Annotated in this window: 12 protein-coding genes and 1 pseudogene; 6 read left to right on the top strand and 7 right to left on the bottom strand. The window is 60.4% G+C overall.

Translation table 11 applies throughout. From position 1 onward, the window contains the following. Nucleotides 1–175: 175 nt before the first annotated feature. On the bottom strand, nt 176–409 hold the full coding sequence (locus PMN64_RS16370) for a DUF6894 family protein (RefSeq protein ID WP_411781362.1): 234 nt from the start codon (nt 407–409) through the stop codon (nt 176–178). A 319-nt stretch (nt 410–728) separates the two neighbouring features. On the opposite strand from PMN64_RS16370, the gene PMN64_RS16375 reads away from it, so the two are divergent. Further along, a complete protein-coding gene (locus PMN64_RS16375; RefSeq protein ID WP_411781363.1) occupies nt 729–1,994 on the top strand; it encodes a DUF1236 domain-containing protein in 1,266 nt (421 codons plus the stop codon). A 766-nt stretch (nt 1,995–2,760) separates the two neighbouring features. Here the strand turns inward: PMN64_RS16375 and PMN64_RS16380 are convergent. Next, entirely contained in the window at nt 2,761–5,628 is a 2,868-nt protein-coding gene (locus tag PMN64_RS16380; RefSeq protein ID WP_411781364.1) for a PAS domain S-box protein, read from the bottom strand. Between the two features lie 234 nt (nt 5,629–5,862). On the opposite strand from PMN64_RS16380, the pseudogene PMN64_RS16385 reads away from it, so the two are divergent. After that, nucleotides 5,863–5,976 (top strand): annotated as a pseudogene (locus tag PMN64_RS16385) (IS5/IS1182 family transposase); the annotation flags it as partial. A 457-nt stretch (nt 5,977–6,433) separates the two neighbouring features. Here the strand turns inward: PMN64_RS16385 and clpB are convergent. Further along, nucleotides 6,434–9,073 carry an ATP-dependent chaperone ClpB gene (clpB, locus tag PMN64_RS16390; protein ID WP_411781365.1) on the bottom strand — a complete coding sequence of 880 codons (2,640 nt, stop codon included), beginning with the start codon at nt 9,071–9,073 and terminating at the stop codon, nt 6,434–6,436. Nucleotides 9,074–10,011: 938 nt separating this feature from the next. Between clpB and PMN64_RS16395 the strand changes: the two genes are divergently transcribed. Both PMN64_RS16395 and PMN64_RS16400 read left to right on the top strand, forming a co-directional pair. Beyond that, the gene (locus tag PMN64_RS16395) at nt 10,012–10,686 is read left to right on the top strand and encodes an HAD family hydrolase (RefSeq protein WP_411781366.1); all 675 of its coding nucleotides are present in this window, start codon (nt 10,012–10,014) and stop codon (nt 10,684–10,686) included. Between the two features lie 499 nt (nt 10,687–11,185). Continuing rightward, entirely contained in the window at nt 11,186–12,304 is a 1,119-nt protein-coding gene (locus PMN64_RS16400) for a site-2 protease family protein (RefSeq protein WP_411781367.1), read from the top strand. A gap of 243 nt (nt 12,305–12,547) precedes the next feature. Here the strand turns inward: PMN64_RS16400 and PMN64_RS16405 are convergent, their stop codons facing one another. The 3 genes from PMN64_RS16405 to PMN64_RS16415 all read right to left on the bottom strand — a co-directional run bounded on the left by PMN64_RS16405 (nt 12,548) and on the right by PMN64_RS16415 (nt 14,738). Further along, on the bottom strand, nt 12,548–13,072 hold the full coding sequence (locus PMN64_RS16405) for a DedA family protein (RefSeq protein WP_283090023.1): 525 nt from the start codon (nt 13,070–13,072) through the stop codon (nt 12,548–12,550). A gap of 262 nt (nt 13,073–13,334) precedes the next feature. Beyond that, entirely contained in the window at nt 13,335–14,015 is a 681-nt protein-coding gene (locus PMN64_RS16410) for a dienelactone hydrolase family protein (RefSeq protein ID WP_283090022.1), read from the bottom strand. Between the two features lie 438 nt (nt 14,016–14,453). Beyond that, nucleotides 14,454–14,738, bottom strand: a complete 285-nt coding sequence (locus tag PMN64_RS16415) for a hypothetical protein (RefSeq protein WP_283090021.1) — start codon at nt 14,736–14,738, stop codon at nt 14,454–14,456. A 316-nt stretch (nt 14,739–15,054) separates the two neighbouring features. Here PMN64_RS16415 and PMN64_RS16420 point away from each other — a divergent pair, with 316 nt between their 5' ends. Beyond that, nucleotides 15,055–15,918 carry an SDH family Clp fold serine proteinase gene (locus tag PMN64_RS16420; protein ID WP_411781368.1) on the top strand — a complete coding sequence of 288 codons (864 nt, stop codon included), beginning with the start codon at nt 15,055–15,057 and terminating at the stop codon, nt 15,916–15,918. 184 nt (nt 15,919–16,102) lie between these two features. Continuing rightward, nucleotides 16,103–16,525 (top strand): hypothetical protein, encoded by a 423-nt coding sequence (locus PMN64_RS16425; RefSeq protein ID WP_411781369.1) that lies wholly within the window; start codon nt 16,103–16,105, stop codon nt 16,523–16,525. Nucleotides 16,526–16,996: 471 nt separating this feature from the next. Here PMN64_RS16425 and PMN64_RS16430 read toward each other — a convergent pair whose 3' ends face one another. Next, complete coding sequence (locus PMN64_RS16430) at nt 16,997–17,470, bottom strand: phosphate-starvation-inducible PsiE family protein (RefSeq protein ID WP_225646010.1); 474 nt, start codon at nt 17,468–17,470, stop codon at nt 16,997–16,999. Between the last annotated feature and the right edge of the window lie 19 nt (nt 17,471–17,489).

Below are 17,489 nucleotides of genomic sequence, written 5' to 3' on the forward strand. Positions count from 1 at the left end.
GTTCGTCGAGGCGTCGAAGAGGGCGAGCGCGATCACTCGGAGCACCACCGCGACGTACTATCAAGGCAAATGAACGCGACACGTCGACCGCGCCACCCAAAATGTGGCGGGATCAGCGCGTAGAAAACGCGGCGGATCGGTGATATTGCATCGAGGCTAATGGACAGACGACAATCTACTTTTTCTCCACGACGATTTTCCCCCTGATAATATAGAGGGTTCTTGTGCCGTTGGAAATTTCTGTCGCCGCGTGAACATCAGGTTGTTGCTGGCCAAGAGCTCGACTAAGCGCACCTGGCATGCGACGCACAGCGTAACTGCATGCTGCGCCGGCGTCGTCCAGCACTACACCCTTTTGATCTATTACCGCCTGCCCGTTCAGGTGTCGATGGAAGTAAAATCGGGTCATACCAAGGAATGAGGAGGGCTAGCTTTCGTTCCGATCAACAAGATTATTCTGGCTGTCATAAACCGCAAATCAGCCCTAAGTTCCGTCAGAGTTTCCGAAAGCCGCGCCCATCACGCTTCAACAATTCGACGCCTCGCTGACCGGCCGCCTACAATTCCAAACCTTTGTTTGCAGCTACCTTCTTCCAGGCGTCAAGAAAAGGCTGCACCGCCCGCCAGCGGGCTACCAGCCACTTGCCTGGGATTTGGTCCTCCCGCTGCGCGGATCGCCTCGGCCCGGTTGACCGTCGTCATGGTGGAACCAAACGCGGCAACCTAGTTTGCCGAACCCGAGACGGGGGGAACCAACAGGAGATTCTCCCATGAGGATTAATTGGCTTTACACGACGGCGATGGCGTTGGTGATTGGCGCCGGTCCCGCCATTGCGCAATCGCCGGAAGGTTCGCAGAAGCGCGAGGAGAGCCCCCGCGCCCAGTCACCAGCGTCTCAGTCTAGGGAAATGGACCGTCCAGCCGCCCAGTCGAAGGAGATGGATCGCGACGGCGCGGCCGATCGCATCAAGGAGCGCGCGCAGTCCGAGCCGAAGGGTGGCACCAAGGATATGCAGCGCCGTGAGGTCCCATTGCCGGACGAGCGCAGTAAGGAGGCGCAGAAGTCGCAGGGCCGCGAGTCCAAGGAACCGACCCGGCAGAGCCAGGATCAGCCCAGCCGTGGCGAGCGCGCTCCCTCGAGCACAGCGCAGCAGAAGGAACTGCAGCAGGGCCGCGATGCCAAGCCGGCTGCCGATCAGAAGCAACAGGCTGAGGAAAAGCTGCGGGGCCGCGAGGGTCAGGCCAAGCAGGACCGCGCGCAGGACGCCACCAGGCCGGCCGATACGAAGCAGCAGCAGACCCAGCAGCAGATCGATCGCGATCGCAAGGAGCAACGCGATCAGGCCGCCCGGCCCTCCACGTCCTCGCAGCAGAACGCGCGGCCGGCAGACAACACACAGACCCAGAAGACTGGCCAAGAGCCGGACCAATCGAACGGCCAGACTTCCTCGGCCGCGCTCAACGACGATCAGCGCCGGCAAGTCGTCGATCAGTTGCGGCGCGACAGGACTGCCACCAGCCAAAAGCTCAATGTTCAGGTCAATGTCGGCACGCGGTTGCCGCGGGGCGTGCAGGCGCGCCGGTTGCCGCCCGATATCGTGCGGATTATGCCGCAATACCGGGACTATGAGTACACGGTGATCGACAACCGCGTTGCCATTATCGATCCGCGGCGGCGCGAGGTTGTCGATATTCTCGACGACGGACCGGGTTACGGCAGGGCAGCCGCTTACAGCCGCGATCATGTCGTCATCAGCGATGACATGCGCAGACGGTTCAGAGAATTGGTGCGGAGCTCTTCGACGACGGTCGGCTCGACCTCGCCTTCGGCCGGCGGCGGAACCTCCGCGTCGAACTGTCTGTCGCTGCAGCCGGTGCCGGAAGAACTGGCGCGCAACCATCCGGAGCTCGCCAACTACCGCTATCTCGCCATCGGCGACGAGGTGGTGCTGGTTGACCCGCAGCAGCAGAAGATCGTCCAGGTGATCGACTGAGGCTGGCTGTTCTCCCTCTTCCCGTTCTTACGGGGAGAGGGTCGGGGTGAGGAGCTGCACGTTTCCGCGGCAACCCGGTTTGCAGACACCCTGGTGGTTAACCTCGCCGACCGGCATCCTGATGTGGACATAGACGAAAACGGCGATCGCTGATTCCTCTTGAGCTTGTGCCGGCCCCGGTGCGCATCCTTTCGCGTCGGATTGAATTCGCGGACTTGGTTGCGGTTCAATGCCGCATGACGCCGATCCGCGCCAGCATCACCGGGCCGCCGCTCTCCGCCACCAGGATCAGCGCTTCCATGGCGGCTTGCCCGTCCGGCAGGGTAAGTTTCGCCTCGGGCAGCTTGCCGACGTACTCGGTGGCATCTCTGAGGGTGATGAACGCGCACCAAAGAAAGAGGCCTGAAGCGAACCTAGATCAGCCAAGTGCTGATTGCAATTACCCGGCCCAGCTCAGTGCCGACAGGGCAACCCAAAAGCGCGGAATTGCCTACAAGGATGGTGAGTGCCGCTCGCGTGGCTGTCCGCGTTCGAGAATCAATAGGGAGAGCATCTTTCCTCAAAGGAAGACGCGCATTTTTGTCGTTGCTCGACAAGAATCCCGATCGGCCTCGCATCTCAATTAGACTCACGTGAAAAGCTTTCATCCGGCACACCTAAATGGGCGGAGCTGACGGCTCGCGAAAGTCCGCTATGCCCCCGTAGCGATCAAATTCCGCATCGCAGCGAATGATACGACGGGCCATCAACGACATCGGAAGCTCGCCTATTCTAGTGCGGCGCTGATCGCGTTAACTAGTTCGTCTTCCGTGAACGGCTTCAAAATAATTCGCAAGTCGTTCAACTCATTCAGGGCGGCGCGATCGCCATAGCCGGTGATAAGGATGACTGGCAAAGTTGGCCGCATCGCACGGATCGCTTTCGCAAGCTCGCCGCCGCTCATTTCCGGCATGGCGAGATCCGCGAGAACGAGATCTATTTCCTGATTACTTGCGAGCATGCGAAGCGCTTCGCCGCCGCTCTCCGCCGACACCGTTGCATATCCGAGAAGATCGAGCATCCTAACCATGGACTTCAGGACAGCCTTTTCGTCATCTGCGACCAGAACACGAAATCTCTTGGTGGTCTGCAGAGGCTTGCTCGCATCAACGGTGTCCGCATGGTGATCAGCATTGTCGACCCCCGCGCGCGGCAAGAAAACCTTCACCGCAGTGCCCTGACCGAGGCGAGTCTCAATACGCACGCCACCACCGGACTGTTTGGCAAAACCGAAGACTTGCGCCAATCCGAGGCCCGAGCCCTTTCCTGGTTCTTTCGTCGTGTAGAAAGGCTCGAACACATGCAGCAGGACATCATCTGGGATACCAGTGCCGGTATCATTGACGGCGAGAACCACGTAGTCTCCCGGCAACGGCTCTTCCGGCCGAAAGGACTCGCTTTCGATGACGGTGTTGAACGTCTCGATAGTGAGCGTGTCGCCCGGCTGCATCGCGTCCCTGGCGTTGATGGCGAGATTGAGAACGATCATCTCGATTTGGTTTGGATCGACCAGAGCGGGCCAGAGATCCGGAGCAAATATTGTTTTGAGTTGCACCGTCCCGCCCAAGGTGGCGCCGAGCAGATCGCCGATTCCGGCGATCTTTCTGTTTAGATCAACCTCGAGGGGTGCAAGTTGCTGTTTCCGCGAAAAGGCGAGGAGTTGCGCAACGAGCTTCCTGCCCCGGTCAGCAGCGGTCCGGATGAGTTCGATGCCTTCCCGATCGTCAGGGCGTTCCATTGTACGAGCGAGCAGACGCGCATTGGTCAGCACGACTGTGAGTAGGTTGTTGAAATCGTGCGCCACTCCTGACGTGATCTGCCCGATCGCATCGAGCCGCTGCAACTGCTGGACTTCGGTTTCGGCAAACTTACGTTTCTCCATTTGAGAGCGGAGCTGCCGGTTGGCCTCCTCCAGTTCGCGCCTCCGGTCTTCAATGCGGCGCTCGAGCCTTTCTTCAATACGTTTGCGCTCGGTGACCTCCAAGGCGATACCGAAAAACGCAACTGGCGCCTCGTTCTCGAAATTGGTCCGCCCGCGCGTCGCGATCCAGCGTTCCACGCCGTCCGTATTTCCGATGACCCGGTACTCGATATCGTAGACCCCATCGCCCCGCGGGTCGACGGACCGCTGGACCGCAGCCTCGACACGTGCAAGATCGTCTGGATGAACGCCGGCCCTCCACACCTCGTAATCGACAGGCGTGCCTGCAGCCAGGCCCCACATTGCCCGCAACGTGTCATCCCATTGCAACTCATTGGTTTGCGGATTCCAAGCATAGCGGCCGAGCCGCGCGAGATCGACGGCCGCCTTCAGCCGTGCTTCGCTCTCGCGCAGACGCGCTTCGGCATGCTTCTCCTCTGTGATCTCGCGTATGGCACCGATGAATCCGACCGGCTGTCGGCCTTCAAAGAAATTTTGGGCGTGGGTAGAGACCCAACGTTCTATGCCATCCTCGATTCCCTGCACACGGTACTCGGCCACGAAAACGCCATCGCTATCGGGGTCGAGTGAGGCCTCCCACGCCGCTGCGACCCGAGCCTGGTCGTCACGGTGTATGGCCGCGACAGCCATCGGCGCGTCGACGGTGGTGTCAGCGGGTAATCCCCACATTGCCTTAAGGCGTGCATCCCAGTCGAGAGCGCCGGTCCTAGGGTCGCCAGAATAAGGCGATAAGCCGATCAGTCCGACTGCCGCCTTTAGCCGCGCTTCGCTGGCCAGCAGCAACGCTTCTGCTTGTTTACGCCGATCGATGTCTCGGAACGCAACAGAAACGCCCGTCGAGACTGGATAGATGTCGACCTCGAACCAATGCCCAATCAAAGGCGAGGTGCTCTCGAAATGCTGGGCCGTGCCAGTCTCGAGTGCGCGCCGCTGCGCCTCATAGTCCAGCGCGCCGACAGCGTTCGGGAACGCTGAGAGAAACGGGACGCCTATCAAATCGTCGGGCTTCTTGTCCCAAATCTCGAGTGCCTTGCGGCTTGCGTAAAGAAAACGTTGATCCTGATCAAGCGCATAAAAGGCCTCGCCGATCCCTTCGAGTACCTCGCGCAGGCTGGCTTCGCTCTTGCGCAAGGCCCGTTCGGCCTGGTCTCGCGCCGCCTTTTCCTTTATGGCGTTGGTGGTTTCGAAAGCAGTGGCGAGATTGGCGACGACCGCGCCCGTCTCGTCGCGGATGGGCGTAAAGTAAGACGTGAAAAACGCTTCCTCAGGACCGTCGTCGCGCAGAAGCGTCCAGGGATGGTCTTCCAGCGTAACGGTCTCGCCCGCGAAAACACGGCGGTGGATCGCCGCTTCAGCCGCCTCCCATACCTCGCCCCAGACTTCGCGCCCCGGTCGACCGAAGGCACGAGGATGCATCGTCCCCATGAACGCCCGATGGACCTCATTGTAGATTAGGATGCGCTCGGGACCCCAGATCAGATTCATCGCGAGTTGCGATGCCATCATGAGGTCAATGGTGGTCTTGAGGCTCTGGGGCCAACTGGCAATCGGCCCAAGCGAAGTCTTCTCCCAATCGAACGCGCGAACGCGCGCGCCCATCTCGCCGCCGTTGGATGGCCAAGCTGATCGTCCTAGGTGAAGGTCCTTGCCCACCTGGGCTTCTCGCGGGCGCTGGCGAAAAGGACATCATTGTCCTGACGTACGATCGCGCGCGCCCATCTCGCCACCGCTGGACGGCCAAGCTGATCGTCCTCGGTGAAGGTCCTTGCCCACTGGGCCTTCTCGCGGGCGCAGGCGAAACGGACGTTATTGTCCTCAAGTACGATAGATTGGCCCGGGCAATCAAGCGTCAAAAGATTGGCCCGGGCAATCAAGCGTCAAAAAGTTGGCTTGGTCCCCGCAATTATGGGTCCCTCGCGAGGAGGTCTCACGGGCAAGATACACGCGGTGGTGGACACCGACGGGCTACCGGTCCGTCTCGTGCTCACGCCCGGTGAGGCACATAATAATCGGCTGTGTGTTCGGTCCTCCTCGTACCTTGCTCCCCCCAGAACGTGTTCATAGCCGCGCAGCAATGGCCCGGCTCAAAAACGGACTTCTGTGATGACCGGGGTGAAGTCGACTTGGCGGCTCGCGGAAATCGCTTATCGTCGCACAGCCGGCCACCTCTCACGGCCGAACCAATTGTTTCATGCGCTCTTAGTTCCTAAAAGTGCATAGTTCACCGACCGTTCAGCTGGCTTGTGAACATAACAGGGCGGCCATGCCGAGCGGTCCCTGGAGGGAGGGATGTTGTTGCGGCGGGCTAGGAACCCGGGCGCCCTCCCCGGGTTCCGCCTCCGCGGGCCACCCCACGTCTACGCTCGCTTCTATCCCGGTGGGATACTTCAGCTTAATCGCCCGCACACATGGCTGTCCGGCTATGAGGCGCCGTCGATCAGCACGACGTCATTCCCTTTTAATGCAGCTTGCGCCTGGCCTGCGGCGCCTCGAACTGGGCTACCTCGGCGGTCTGCGCCACCTTGCCATTGAAGGTCAGCACATTGCCTTCGCTCGAGATCACAACGCGGTCCCCGTCGGCGACCTCGCCGGCCAGGATCATCTCGGCCAGCGGATCCTGCACGCTGCGCTGGATCACCCGCTTCAGGGGGCGCGCTCCATAGGCGGGGTCCCAGCCTTTGTCGGCCAGCCAGTCGCGTGCGGAAGCATCGAGCGTCAGCGCGATCTTTCGATCCTCGAGCAGCTCTTGCAGCCGCGCGAACTGGATCTCGACGATCCGGCCCATCTCGCTCTTCTGCAGGCGGTGGAACAGGATGATCTCGTCGACGCGGTTGAGGAACTCAGGGCGGAAATGTGCCCGCACCATCCCCATCACCTGATCGCGAACGGCCGAGGTGTCCTCGCCTTCCGGCTGGTTCACCAAAAATTCCGAACCGAGGTTCGACGTCATGATGATCAGGGTATTGCGGAAGTCGACGGTGCGGCCCTGCCCGTCGGTCAAGCGGCCGTCGTCGAGCACCTGCAGCAGCACGTTGAAGACGTCCGGGTGCGCCTTCTCGATCTCGTCGAACAGCACGACCTGGTAGGGCCGCCGCCGCACCGCTTCCGTGAGCGCGCCGCCCTCGTCATAACCCACATAGCCCGGAGGCGCGCCGATCAGACGGGAGACCGAGTGCTTCTCCATGTATTCGGACATGTCGAGGCGCACCATCGCGGTCTCGTCGTTGAAGAGATACTCCGCCAAGGCTTTCGTCAGCTCGGTCTTGCCGACGCCGGTGGGTCCTAAGAACATGAACGAGCCGGTCGGCCGGTTCGGATCCTGCAGGCCCGCGCGCGAACGCCGAACGGCGGTCGCCACCGCGTGCACCGCTTCGGCCTGGCCAACGACGCGCCTGGAAAGCGCCTCCTCCATCTTGAGGAGCTTGTCCTTTTCGCCTTCCAGCATCTTGTCGACGGGCACGCCGGTCCAGCGCGACACGACCTGCGCGATGTGGTTGGCGGTGACCGCCTCCTCCATCATTTCGCCGGGCGCCTCGTTGTCCTCGATGGAGGCGAGTTTCTTCTCAAGCTCGGGAATCTTGCCATAGGCAAGTTCGCCCGCGCGCTGGAATTCGCCGCGGCGCTGCGCGTTGGCAAGTTCAATGCGCAAGGCATCGAGCTCGCTCTTCAGCTTCGCCGCATCGGAAAGCTTGTTCTTCTCCTTGCTCCAGCGCGCCGTCAGCGCCGCGGATTTCTCTTCGAGATCGGCAAGTTCCTTCTCCAGCGTCTGCAGCCGGGTCTTGGAACCCGGATCGCTTTCCTTCTTTAGCGCCTCCTGCTCGATCTTCAGCCGGATGATGTCGCGATCCAGCGAATCGAGCTCTTCCGGCTTCGAATCGACCTGCATCTTCAGCCGCGCCGCCGCCTCGTCCATCAGGTCGATGGCCTTGTCCGGCAGGAAGCGGTCGGTGATGTAGCGGTTCGACAGCGTGGTCGCGGCCACCAGCGCGGAATCGGTGATGCGCACCCCATGATGCTGCTCATATTTGTCCTTCAGGCCGCGCAGGATCGAGATGGTGTCCTCGACTGTGGGCTCGTTGACATAGATCGGCTGGAAGCGCCGGGCGAGCGCGGCATCCTTTTCGACATGCTTCTGGTATTCGTCGAGCGTTGTGGCGCCGATGCAGTGCAGCTCGCCGCGCGCGAGCGCAGGCTTCAACAGGTTGGACGCGTCCATCGCGCCGTCGGCCTTGCCGGCGCCGATCAGCGTGTGCATCTCGTCGATAAACAGGATGATGCTGCCCTCCGCGGAGATGACCTCCTGCAGCACGGCTTTCAGCCGCTCCTCGAACTCGCCGCGATACTTTGCGCCGGCAATCAACGCGCCCATGTCGAGGGAGAGCAGCTTTTTGTCCTTCAGGCTTTCCGGCACGTCGCCATTGACGATGCGCAGCGCGAGGCCCTCGACGATAGCGGTCTTGCCGACGCCGGGCTCGCCGATCAGCACGGGATTGTTCTTGGTGCGGCGGGAGAGCACTTGAATCGTGCGACGGATCTCCTCGTCGCGGCCGATGACGGGATCGAGCTTGCCGTCGCGTGCGGCCTGGGTCAGGTCGCGGGCATATTTCTTCAGCGCGTCGTAGGCGTTTTCGGCCGTCGCGGAATCCGCGGTGCGGCCCTTGCGCAGGGACTCGATCGCCGCGTTAAGATTCTGCGTCGTGACGCCGCCCTGGCTCAAAATATTGCCGGCTTCGCTGTTCTTGTCCATCGCGAGGCCCAGTAGCAGCCGCTCGACGGTGACAAAGCTGTCGCCGGCCTTGTCGGCCGCCTTCTCGGAAGCATCGAAGGCGCGCGCCAGTTCCGGCGCGAGATAGACCTGTCCAGCCCCGCCGCCGGACACTTTTGGCAATTTATTCAGCGCGTCCTCGGTCGCTTTCAGGATGGCGCGGGAGTTGCCGCCCGCACGGTCAATCAGGCCGCTCGCAAGGCCCTCATTGTCATCCAGCAGCACTTTCAACACATGCAGTGTCGAGAACTGCTGGTGGCCCTCGCGCATGGCGAGCGATTGCGCCGACTGGATGAAGCCGCGCGAACGCTCGGTATATTTCTCGATATTCATCGGTTTGCTTCCTTCAGCGCGACGCTCAAGCCCGAAGGCACTCCCTAATATCATTATTGAGTTTCCGCCTGGCCGCGTTGATATCGGTCAACCGGCCGGTGGTCGTCGACCTCATTTGGCATAGCCGCGCCCCCCGCCGCAGCGGTGCCGCTCTCCGCCGGCTACCAGCCAGACTAGTATCTCTAGCTCGGCGCGCCGGTTGAATGAGGGAATTGCATCCGATTGTGCGGCGAGACGTTTACGCTCCACGTCCTGTTTTTCGATCGTCCAGGCCGAACCCACAGCGCGTTGACCTCCATAAAGCTTCCCGAAAGCTTTGGCTGTCACTCAGTCGTAGTAGCACAGCCTGCATACCGTGCTTGCGCGCGCACGATCCGCATCGCGATTGCTGCACCGAGCGGCCGACAAAGATATTGGCCGCTGAAAACCCTCAAGCAAGCTGACGTCAATCAAGGTGCTCGCGATGCGGGAGCCCCTAGATTTCGGTGAATGATGGATTGCGCTGTTGCAACCAGGGAGACCCGGTCGAACGCTGGTAGTCATTACCGAGCGGCGCAATGGTCGCACCTAGAACAGTCCGGACATGGACCCGTCCAAGGCCCCCCAAGCGCTGGTCTCCCGTCTCGCGGTCGCGCTCGGCATCGGGCTATTGGTCGCCTCGAACGGGGCTGGCGTCGACGTTAAGCGAGCCCTGGGTGTCCATGGCGCGCCTCACACCTGACATCTTGAGCACGTCAGATGCGGCGGTGGCCATTCTTGGCGTCGTACCGTCAGCAAAATCGCTACCTGGTCGGAAGCAGTTGCGCTGTGGTGGCCTTTGTCTTCGCTGCCTGAACGGCGGTTGATCGCCAAGGCCGAGGATTGCCGCTCGCTGGCACCGTCAAATTGAAGATGCTCGGTCATTGCAGATGACAATGCTATCGAAGAAGGAGAAATCGATGCGGATCGAGCCCGTCTTTATATTTGACCTTGATGGAACCCTGGTGGACAGCGTGTACCAACACGTCCTTGCCTGGAAGCACGCGCTTGACGCTGAAGGCATTGAGCTATCGGTGTGGCGCATCCATCGCAAGATCGGCATGAGCGGCGGCTTGTTCACCGACCAGCTTCTGCGCGAGACCGGGTTCGAGATTAGCGATGAGCGCGCGGAACGGCTGCGCGAGGGCCACGCCGCCGCGTACCGTCAGCAGGCCAGATACGTCCGGCCTCTGCCGGGAGCGCGAGAATTGCTGTCGTGGTTGTCGGAGGCCGGTATTCCGTGGACGATTGCGACCAGCGGCCGCATGGAAACCGCAGCCGTCAATCTGGCCGCGCTCAGCGTCGATCCAGACAGGATCCCGGTAGTGACGCGCGATCAGGTCAAATATGCCAAACCCGATCCGGACCTGTTTCTCGCGGCCGCCGCCCGACTGGAAGCACCTATCGAAACAGCAGTGGTTGTGGGCGATAGCGTCTGGGACATGCTGGCGGCAATACGATGCCGGGCCCTGGGTGTTGGTCTTTTGAGCGGTGGCTATGGGCAAGACGAGTTGAGGCAATCCGGTGCAATCCGCGTTTACGATGATCCGGCCGATCTGTTGAGGCATGTCGACGAGGTTGGCGGCCGTCGATGACGCCTGCACGCGCGGCACGGCCACGCTCAAGATACCTCACGCACCTTCCTGGCACAGCCGCGGAACCCCATTTTGCAGGCGCAATCAGCCGCGTTGAGAGGAAACTCTCGTTCGCACGGCAGCCTTTTTGTAACGACTTCTGGCTCGCTTGGTCCTTGTCGTCAGTGCATGAGCCGCGTGTGATCGTCTCAGATGTCTAACGACGTCACCTCCTCCGGCCTGCTCACGACAGCCGCCCTTGATGAGAGGGCCGCTCTTGTCACGAAGTGGCGATCGAGGCACGCACGAGACAACTGCGAGTTTCCCCTGATCACGGGCATACGGAGAATTTCGAAATTCTTAGCGTGTTCGGCCTGCAACGATATGACCCTGAGCCGGGGGTCGGCCTCCAAATATGCAAGCGGATTGACACCGTTGGGGTTGCGGTTTGTCAGCGCAGCAGCAGGACAGCCGCTTCATCCTGCCCCTGCCCCGAAGCTCGACCGTTGTGAGGCAAGCCATGTCTTGGTACCTGAAGCTCGGCTCCATCGCCGGAACAGCCGTCCGAATCCACATCACTTTCCTCCTCTTCCTCGCCTGGATTTTCGGCGCGAGTTACGTCTCGGGCGGGACCAATGCGGCCTGGAGCAGCCTTCTGTTCATGATGCTCCTGTTCATCTGCGTGCTGGCGCATGAGTTCGGCCACATCCTGATGGCGCGCGCCTTCGGCGTTCTGACACCCGATGTCATTTTGCTTCCAATCGGCGGCGTCGCGCGGCTGGAACGCATTCCGCAAACGCCGCTTGAGGAATTTCTCATCGCGATCGCGGGCCCACTGGTCAATGTCGTGGTCGCGTTCGGTCTCGTCCTCCTCACGAGCGCGACACTGGACGGCGGCTCGCTCGCGGCGGTCGAAAGCGCCCAGGTCTCAATGGTCGACCGGCTCGCATCGGTGAATCTGTTCCTCGCGCTCTTCAACCTGGTCCCCGCCTTCCCGATGGATGGCGGACGCATCCTGCGCGCGCTCCTCTCAGCGCGGCTCGGCCTCGTTCGCGCCACCGAGATCGCTGCAATGATCGGTCAATGGGTCGCGTTCGCGCTCGGCTTTATCGGTCTGTTCGGAAGCCCGATGCTGATCTTCATCGCGATCTTCGTTTATCTGGCGGCCTCCTCGGAGGCCCATATGGTCGCCCTCCGCTCCTTGTCGCAAGGCGTGCCGGTCGACGCCGCGACGATGACGCAGTTCGCAATGCTCACGCCGGAATCGCGTCTCAACGAGGCGATCGAGCTCCTGCTGCACACGAGCCAGAGCGAATTCCCGATCGTCGATCATGCACAGCGGCCAGTCGGTATCCTGTCCCGCGCCGACCTGATCCGCGCTCTGAAAGAGCTCGGTCCCGAGGCTCGGCTAAAGGACGCGACATTGTCGCCTTTCCCGACCTGCAATCGTCGCTGCACGCTGGAAGACGCACTCAAACTCCTGCAGGAAAAAGGTGCGCCCGCCGTCGGCGTCCTTGATGGTGCGGACCGGCTGGTTGGACTTGTGAGTTCCGAAAGGCTAGGCGAAATGCTGATGATCGCGAGCGCCATGCCGCCTGGATACCGACTGAGCAGCGGCCACCGGCCCGCGGCAGCCTGAACGGACCGGTTATCGCCGACGTTGTCGGTTTCGATAACCCTCTGCGGCCGTCGATTTTGATCTTGCGAGGCTGCGGGCTCGCGACCTCGAATATATTCCTGATTGTCTCGTTCGAGCCGTGGGCGTTCGCAGCGCCGGGTGTGAATGACGAATCGCAATACCCAGTTGCCTCCTCAGCCAAGCAGTATTTCTCGCATTGAATTTCTCCATTGCATCGCTCTTGGGCGCCGAAATTGGTGTCGCCTACTCCCAGAGCCAAGTCAGGGCTTCCGATCCAAATTTGCCAATTTGCAGCACCACGGCCGCCCACAGGAATGCCGAAGCGAAATTGGCGACCTGAAAGGGCCAATAGGGCATGGCGAAGATGCCAGCGACAAGTGGAACGACCGCGCGCAACGGGCCGAAGAAACGACCGATGAAGACGCCGGACACGCCCCATTTCCTCACGAAGGACTCCCCCTTCGAAATGAGATGCGGATGCCGGGAGAAAGGCCACCTGTGGTAGATGGCCTTCCCCAGTTTCAAGCCGATCCAGTAGGATACCCAATCGCCGAGCCCAGCGCCCGTCGAGGCGGCGATCCAGATCGGCCAGAACTTGATCTCGCTCACGCTGACCAGCCCACCAATCGCGATCAACGCAGCCCAAGCCGGAACCAACACCGAGATGAATGCTAGCGACTCACCGAAAGCGAGCGCAAAAACAATCGGCGGCGCCCAGGCCTCGTTCTGACGCACGAAGTCGATGATTTGCTGTGCGTAAGATTCCATCGGCATTCGCATCAACCAAGCATCTACAGAAATGTGAGAAGACAGCAGTTACCTATACTGACCAATCGCTCCGCGTGCGGCCCGCCCTCGCTTTGTCCGACTTGGCTGAACTCGCCGACGAGTAGTCGGTAAACGGTCTTGACATCCCTGACGTCGGCAGCCTGCGAGAACTCCGCCTCTAGATGTCTTACGTCCAGGCTTCGCGCAGCGGCTTCGAAACGGTAGTTCAACCGATCCCTTGCCGCCTCTTCGCGGATCGAGTTCACCCAACGAGGTGTCTGTAATACCACCGACGCGCCAGCGCTGCCACTTCGTCCAGCGCAACGGGCTCCTCGAAGAAGCGTGTTGCGCCTGGCACGAGGGCGAATTGCTTTTCGCATTTCAGCTGCTTGAACGCTTCCCGGTTCGGCTTAACCGCCTCAAGGTCGTTTCCGCCTACTATGAGCAGCGTCGGTGCGCAGACGCGCACCAAGGCAGCACCGGCGAGATCGGGACGGCCTCCTCGCGACGTGATCGCACCAACTTGATCGGAACGTACCGCCGCCGCTTCCAATGCTGCCGCTATGCCGGTGTCAGTTCCGAAATAGCCGAGCCGTAGGCCCTTCGTATCCGGGTGTTGCGTGATCCAATCGGCTACACCAATCAGCCGTTCGGCGAGCAGCGCAATGTTGAGCCGCAACCTTTTCGTGCGGAGGTCTATTTCTTGCTCCTCGACCGTCAGCAAATCAACAAGGAGAGTCGCAAGATTGGACTCGTTGAGCAGACGCTCCACATAGCGATCCAGGTAGCGACTGCGAGGATTGTGAAAGCCACTGCTGCCTTGCGCGAAGAGAATAAGGCCGCTGGATTCTAGCGGCACCGTCAGCCTGCCGTAGAGCGATTCCGAGCCCGCTGGGATGGCTACCAACTGGTCTTCAATCGCTAGAGCAGCAGGATTGCGCATCGTTACTTTCCTTCCTGGAATGCGCTGCGGCGACCGCTATCTCTCCCGCCTATCCGCTGCGAACGAAAACGCCGCTTGCCTTGCCAATAGGCACTGATCGCGAGCAACACACCTTGGCTCGCAGCTTGGTTCGCAGCAAGCTTTTGAAAGAACTTTGCCCAACAAGGTCTCGCCCGACCATGACGTCCGTCAATGGAAGGATGATCGTGCCGCTTCTCGGCAGAGTATGATCACGAAGCACTGAGCCGGCACCCATTGCAGGAACAGCCAGAACGGCTTCGTGTGCAAGCAGGAGAACACGAACTGATTGCAAAGCTCGCAAATCAGCCCTCTTGCAACGAGAATTCCATAGGCATCGCGCGGAAGATTCCGAAATGGCCTTCCCCGCGGCGATCGGAAACTCGACGGACGGATCAGCCTCCTCCTTGATATTTGTCATCAGTTTCGCATTCTCTCACACACCACCACCACCACCACCCGGCCCGGACCGGGCACGAAATTGATCTTTATCACGGCGCCCTGTTCGACATTGCAGTATCTTTGCACGTGGTGCGGAGTTCCCCTATGGTTGCGGCCATTCACGTTTTTCCCGACGACAATTTCGACGACTGGGTCGTTCGCGACGACAAGGGGTGCGAGCTCGGTCACTATCCGACCAGGGAAAACGCCGAATTTGCCGCGCAAGCAGTTGCGCGGGAATTGGGGACCAGGTTCGTCGTTCATCTCCCTGATGGAAGAACGAGTTGCACTAATTTTGCGAGGGGATGGCTCGCCAGATTGTTCGGTTCGGTCGGCCTAAGAAAATGGTAGCGCCTCTGTTGGAAGAGGCATCAATTACAATGCGACACGAAGGTCAATTTGCGCCGCCTTGAGCCACGAAATATTGACAACGATCATGGTGCACGACACGACGGCGCTCAATGTTCCCCGCGCGAGTTCGGATGAAGACGATATCTCTGTGCTCTGCACGCGGAGCAGCGTTTTGCCTTTGGCCTAGTCGTTACGACTAACCAGCGTTCCGCTCGCTGAGGAGGACACGATGTCGACAGGCGATATTGTCTGGATGTTCTTCATATTCTCAGCGCTCCAACCGATGCTGCGGCGGCAGTTTCTCGAAGTCTTGCGGGTACGCAAGATTTCGCAGATCGAGCGCGAGCGACAGTCCCGGGTGATCCTGCTGGTGCACCGGCAGGAAACGATGCGGTTTCTCGGCTTTCCGCTTGCGCGCTACATCGACATCAACGATTCCGAGGACGTGATGCGCGCTATCCAGATGACGGACGCCGATGTGCCGATTGATCTCGTGCTTCATACTCCGGGCGGACTCGTCCTGGCCGCATTGCAGATCGCCAAAGCCGTACGGGAACACAAAGCGAAGGTCACCGTCTTTGTACCGCACCACGCCATGTCGGGCGGTACGCTGATCGCACTCGCCGCCGACGAAATCGTCATGAGCAAGCATTCCATGCTGGGCCCGATCGATCCGCAACTCGGGGACTCACCGGCCGCCTCGCTGATCAAGGTCTTGGCAGACAAGCCGATTGCAAAGGTCGACGACCGCACGCTGATCATGGCCGACGTCGGCCGCAAGGCGATCACGCAGGTCAAACAGGCCGCATGCGAGCTGCTGACCCGTCGACTATCCGCGGAGAAAGCCGGTGCCGTCGCGGACACCCTAACCTCCGGCACGTGGACCCACGACTATCCGATATGGGCCTCCGTCGCGACGTCGCTCGGCTTGCCCGTGAGCACCGACATGCCGCACAACGTCCTCAAGCTGCTCAAGCTCTATCCGCAACCCGTCCGAATGCAAAGCGGCGGCGGCGTGGAGTACCTGCCGGTCGAGCGGCGCGGATCGGAAGGACCGAAGATGGATGCGTTCGGATGGCCGCGGGTTCCGTAACGCATCCAAGTCGCACGATCAATTCGCCCTCATCAATTATCAAGTCACGAAACTCGTGTGAACTTGACGGCAGTCAACGTGCCCGGCTCTGTCACATGTATAAATACCTGATCACCAAGCGGCTCGAGTGTCGTGGTATCCCCGACCGCCTCGGTTGATCCCTCACTCTATTCAGGAGACGATCATGCACCAACTAATTCGCGGAGGCGCGATCGCCGTTGCGCTTCTTGGCAGCGTAAGCTTCGCCGCCGCCCAGCGCGCCTCTGGCGACGTTCACCCCGATTTGACGGCAAGTCAGCAACAGGCTGTCAGCCAGGGACTCGCGTCTTCGCCATCACAGCCCGCGCCGTCCGGCGAGCAACCGCAGGTTGGCAATAAAGTTCCCGATTCCATGTCAGCGCAGTCGATGCCGGGCAACGTTACCGATAAGGTTCCCGAGACGAAGAACCTTCTCTTCGTCAAACTGCCGGACCGGATCGTGCTGATCGATCCCGACAACAAGCTCGTCACGCAGATCGTCATGGACAGCACCACCACGGATTCGAGCACCACGGGATCGAATACCAGCGGATCGACGACCAATACCTTGGACCGGCCTTCTCGGTAACGATCCGCAGCTAGATTGATCTCGTCGGATGATACCGGCGACGCGCGTGTATCGTATGGCGCGTCTCCGGGCAGCAACCGAAAGTGATTTGATTGTCAAATCTCGTTTCTCGTTGCCATCGCCAGCGACGGTCGTCTCGACGATCGTCGCTCTTGCTCCGTGGATGAATCGTGCTGCCGCGGGAAACTCGGGCTCACGCACTCAAGACGAACGAGCTTGCCCAAGGCTACCGTTCTGTAGCCCAAAGCTAAACCTTGACGTCAATAAGAGCGAGACGGTCGGAGGATCAAGGATTTCAATCGGCAAAGACGGTAACATCGATGCCATCGTCGCCGTCAACGATTTCGCCCGTCTCGTAGGCCAGCCTACGCTATTCCCCATTACCGTAAGTTCAACCTTTCCCTCCGTCGGAGGTAGTGCGCCCCAAAACTGCCGGCTTTCGTCAGCAGTTGATAGCGCTTCGTACTAACGTCAGGCCATCTCGTCCTCCGCCAGATCGCGACGACCTATCAGCCAATAGATAACGCCGAGCGCGACGATCGCCGCCGCCAGCGACAAGATGTGCAGCGCGTCCGTCTCTGTGAGATCGAGGATGATGACCTTCCGGCAGATAGCCAATAACGTGATCATCACGACCGAGCGTATCTGGACAACGGTATCACGGCGCTCAGCAACCACCAGAAGCGTTTTCTTGAACTCGAGTGCAATGATCACCGTCAGGATCATGCCGAATGCAGCCTGAAACGCCGAGTAGTCGGATGGATCGAATCCTCCAGCGAGAACCAGGCCAAACAAGATCTTCAAGGTCAGGGTCCACATGGCGGCGACGACGATGACGGCAATCAACGCCGTGAGGAACATGACGACGACGTACTCGAAGCGTTGATACAGCGACAGCAGCCCCAATCGTTCTCTCGCATCCCTCAACTCGTGCTTGATCGACATCAGGGCCTCCGACACGCCG

It is taken from the genome of Bradyrhizobium sp. UFLA01-814 (assembly GCF_046718885.1).
Taxonomy (GTDB): Bacteria; Pseudomonadota; Alphaproteobacteria; order Rhizobiales; family Xanthobacteraceae; genus Bradyrhizobium; species Bradyrhizobium elkanii.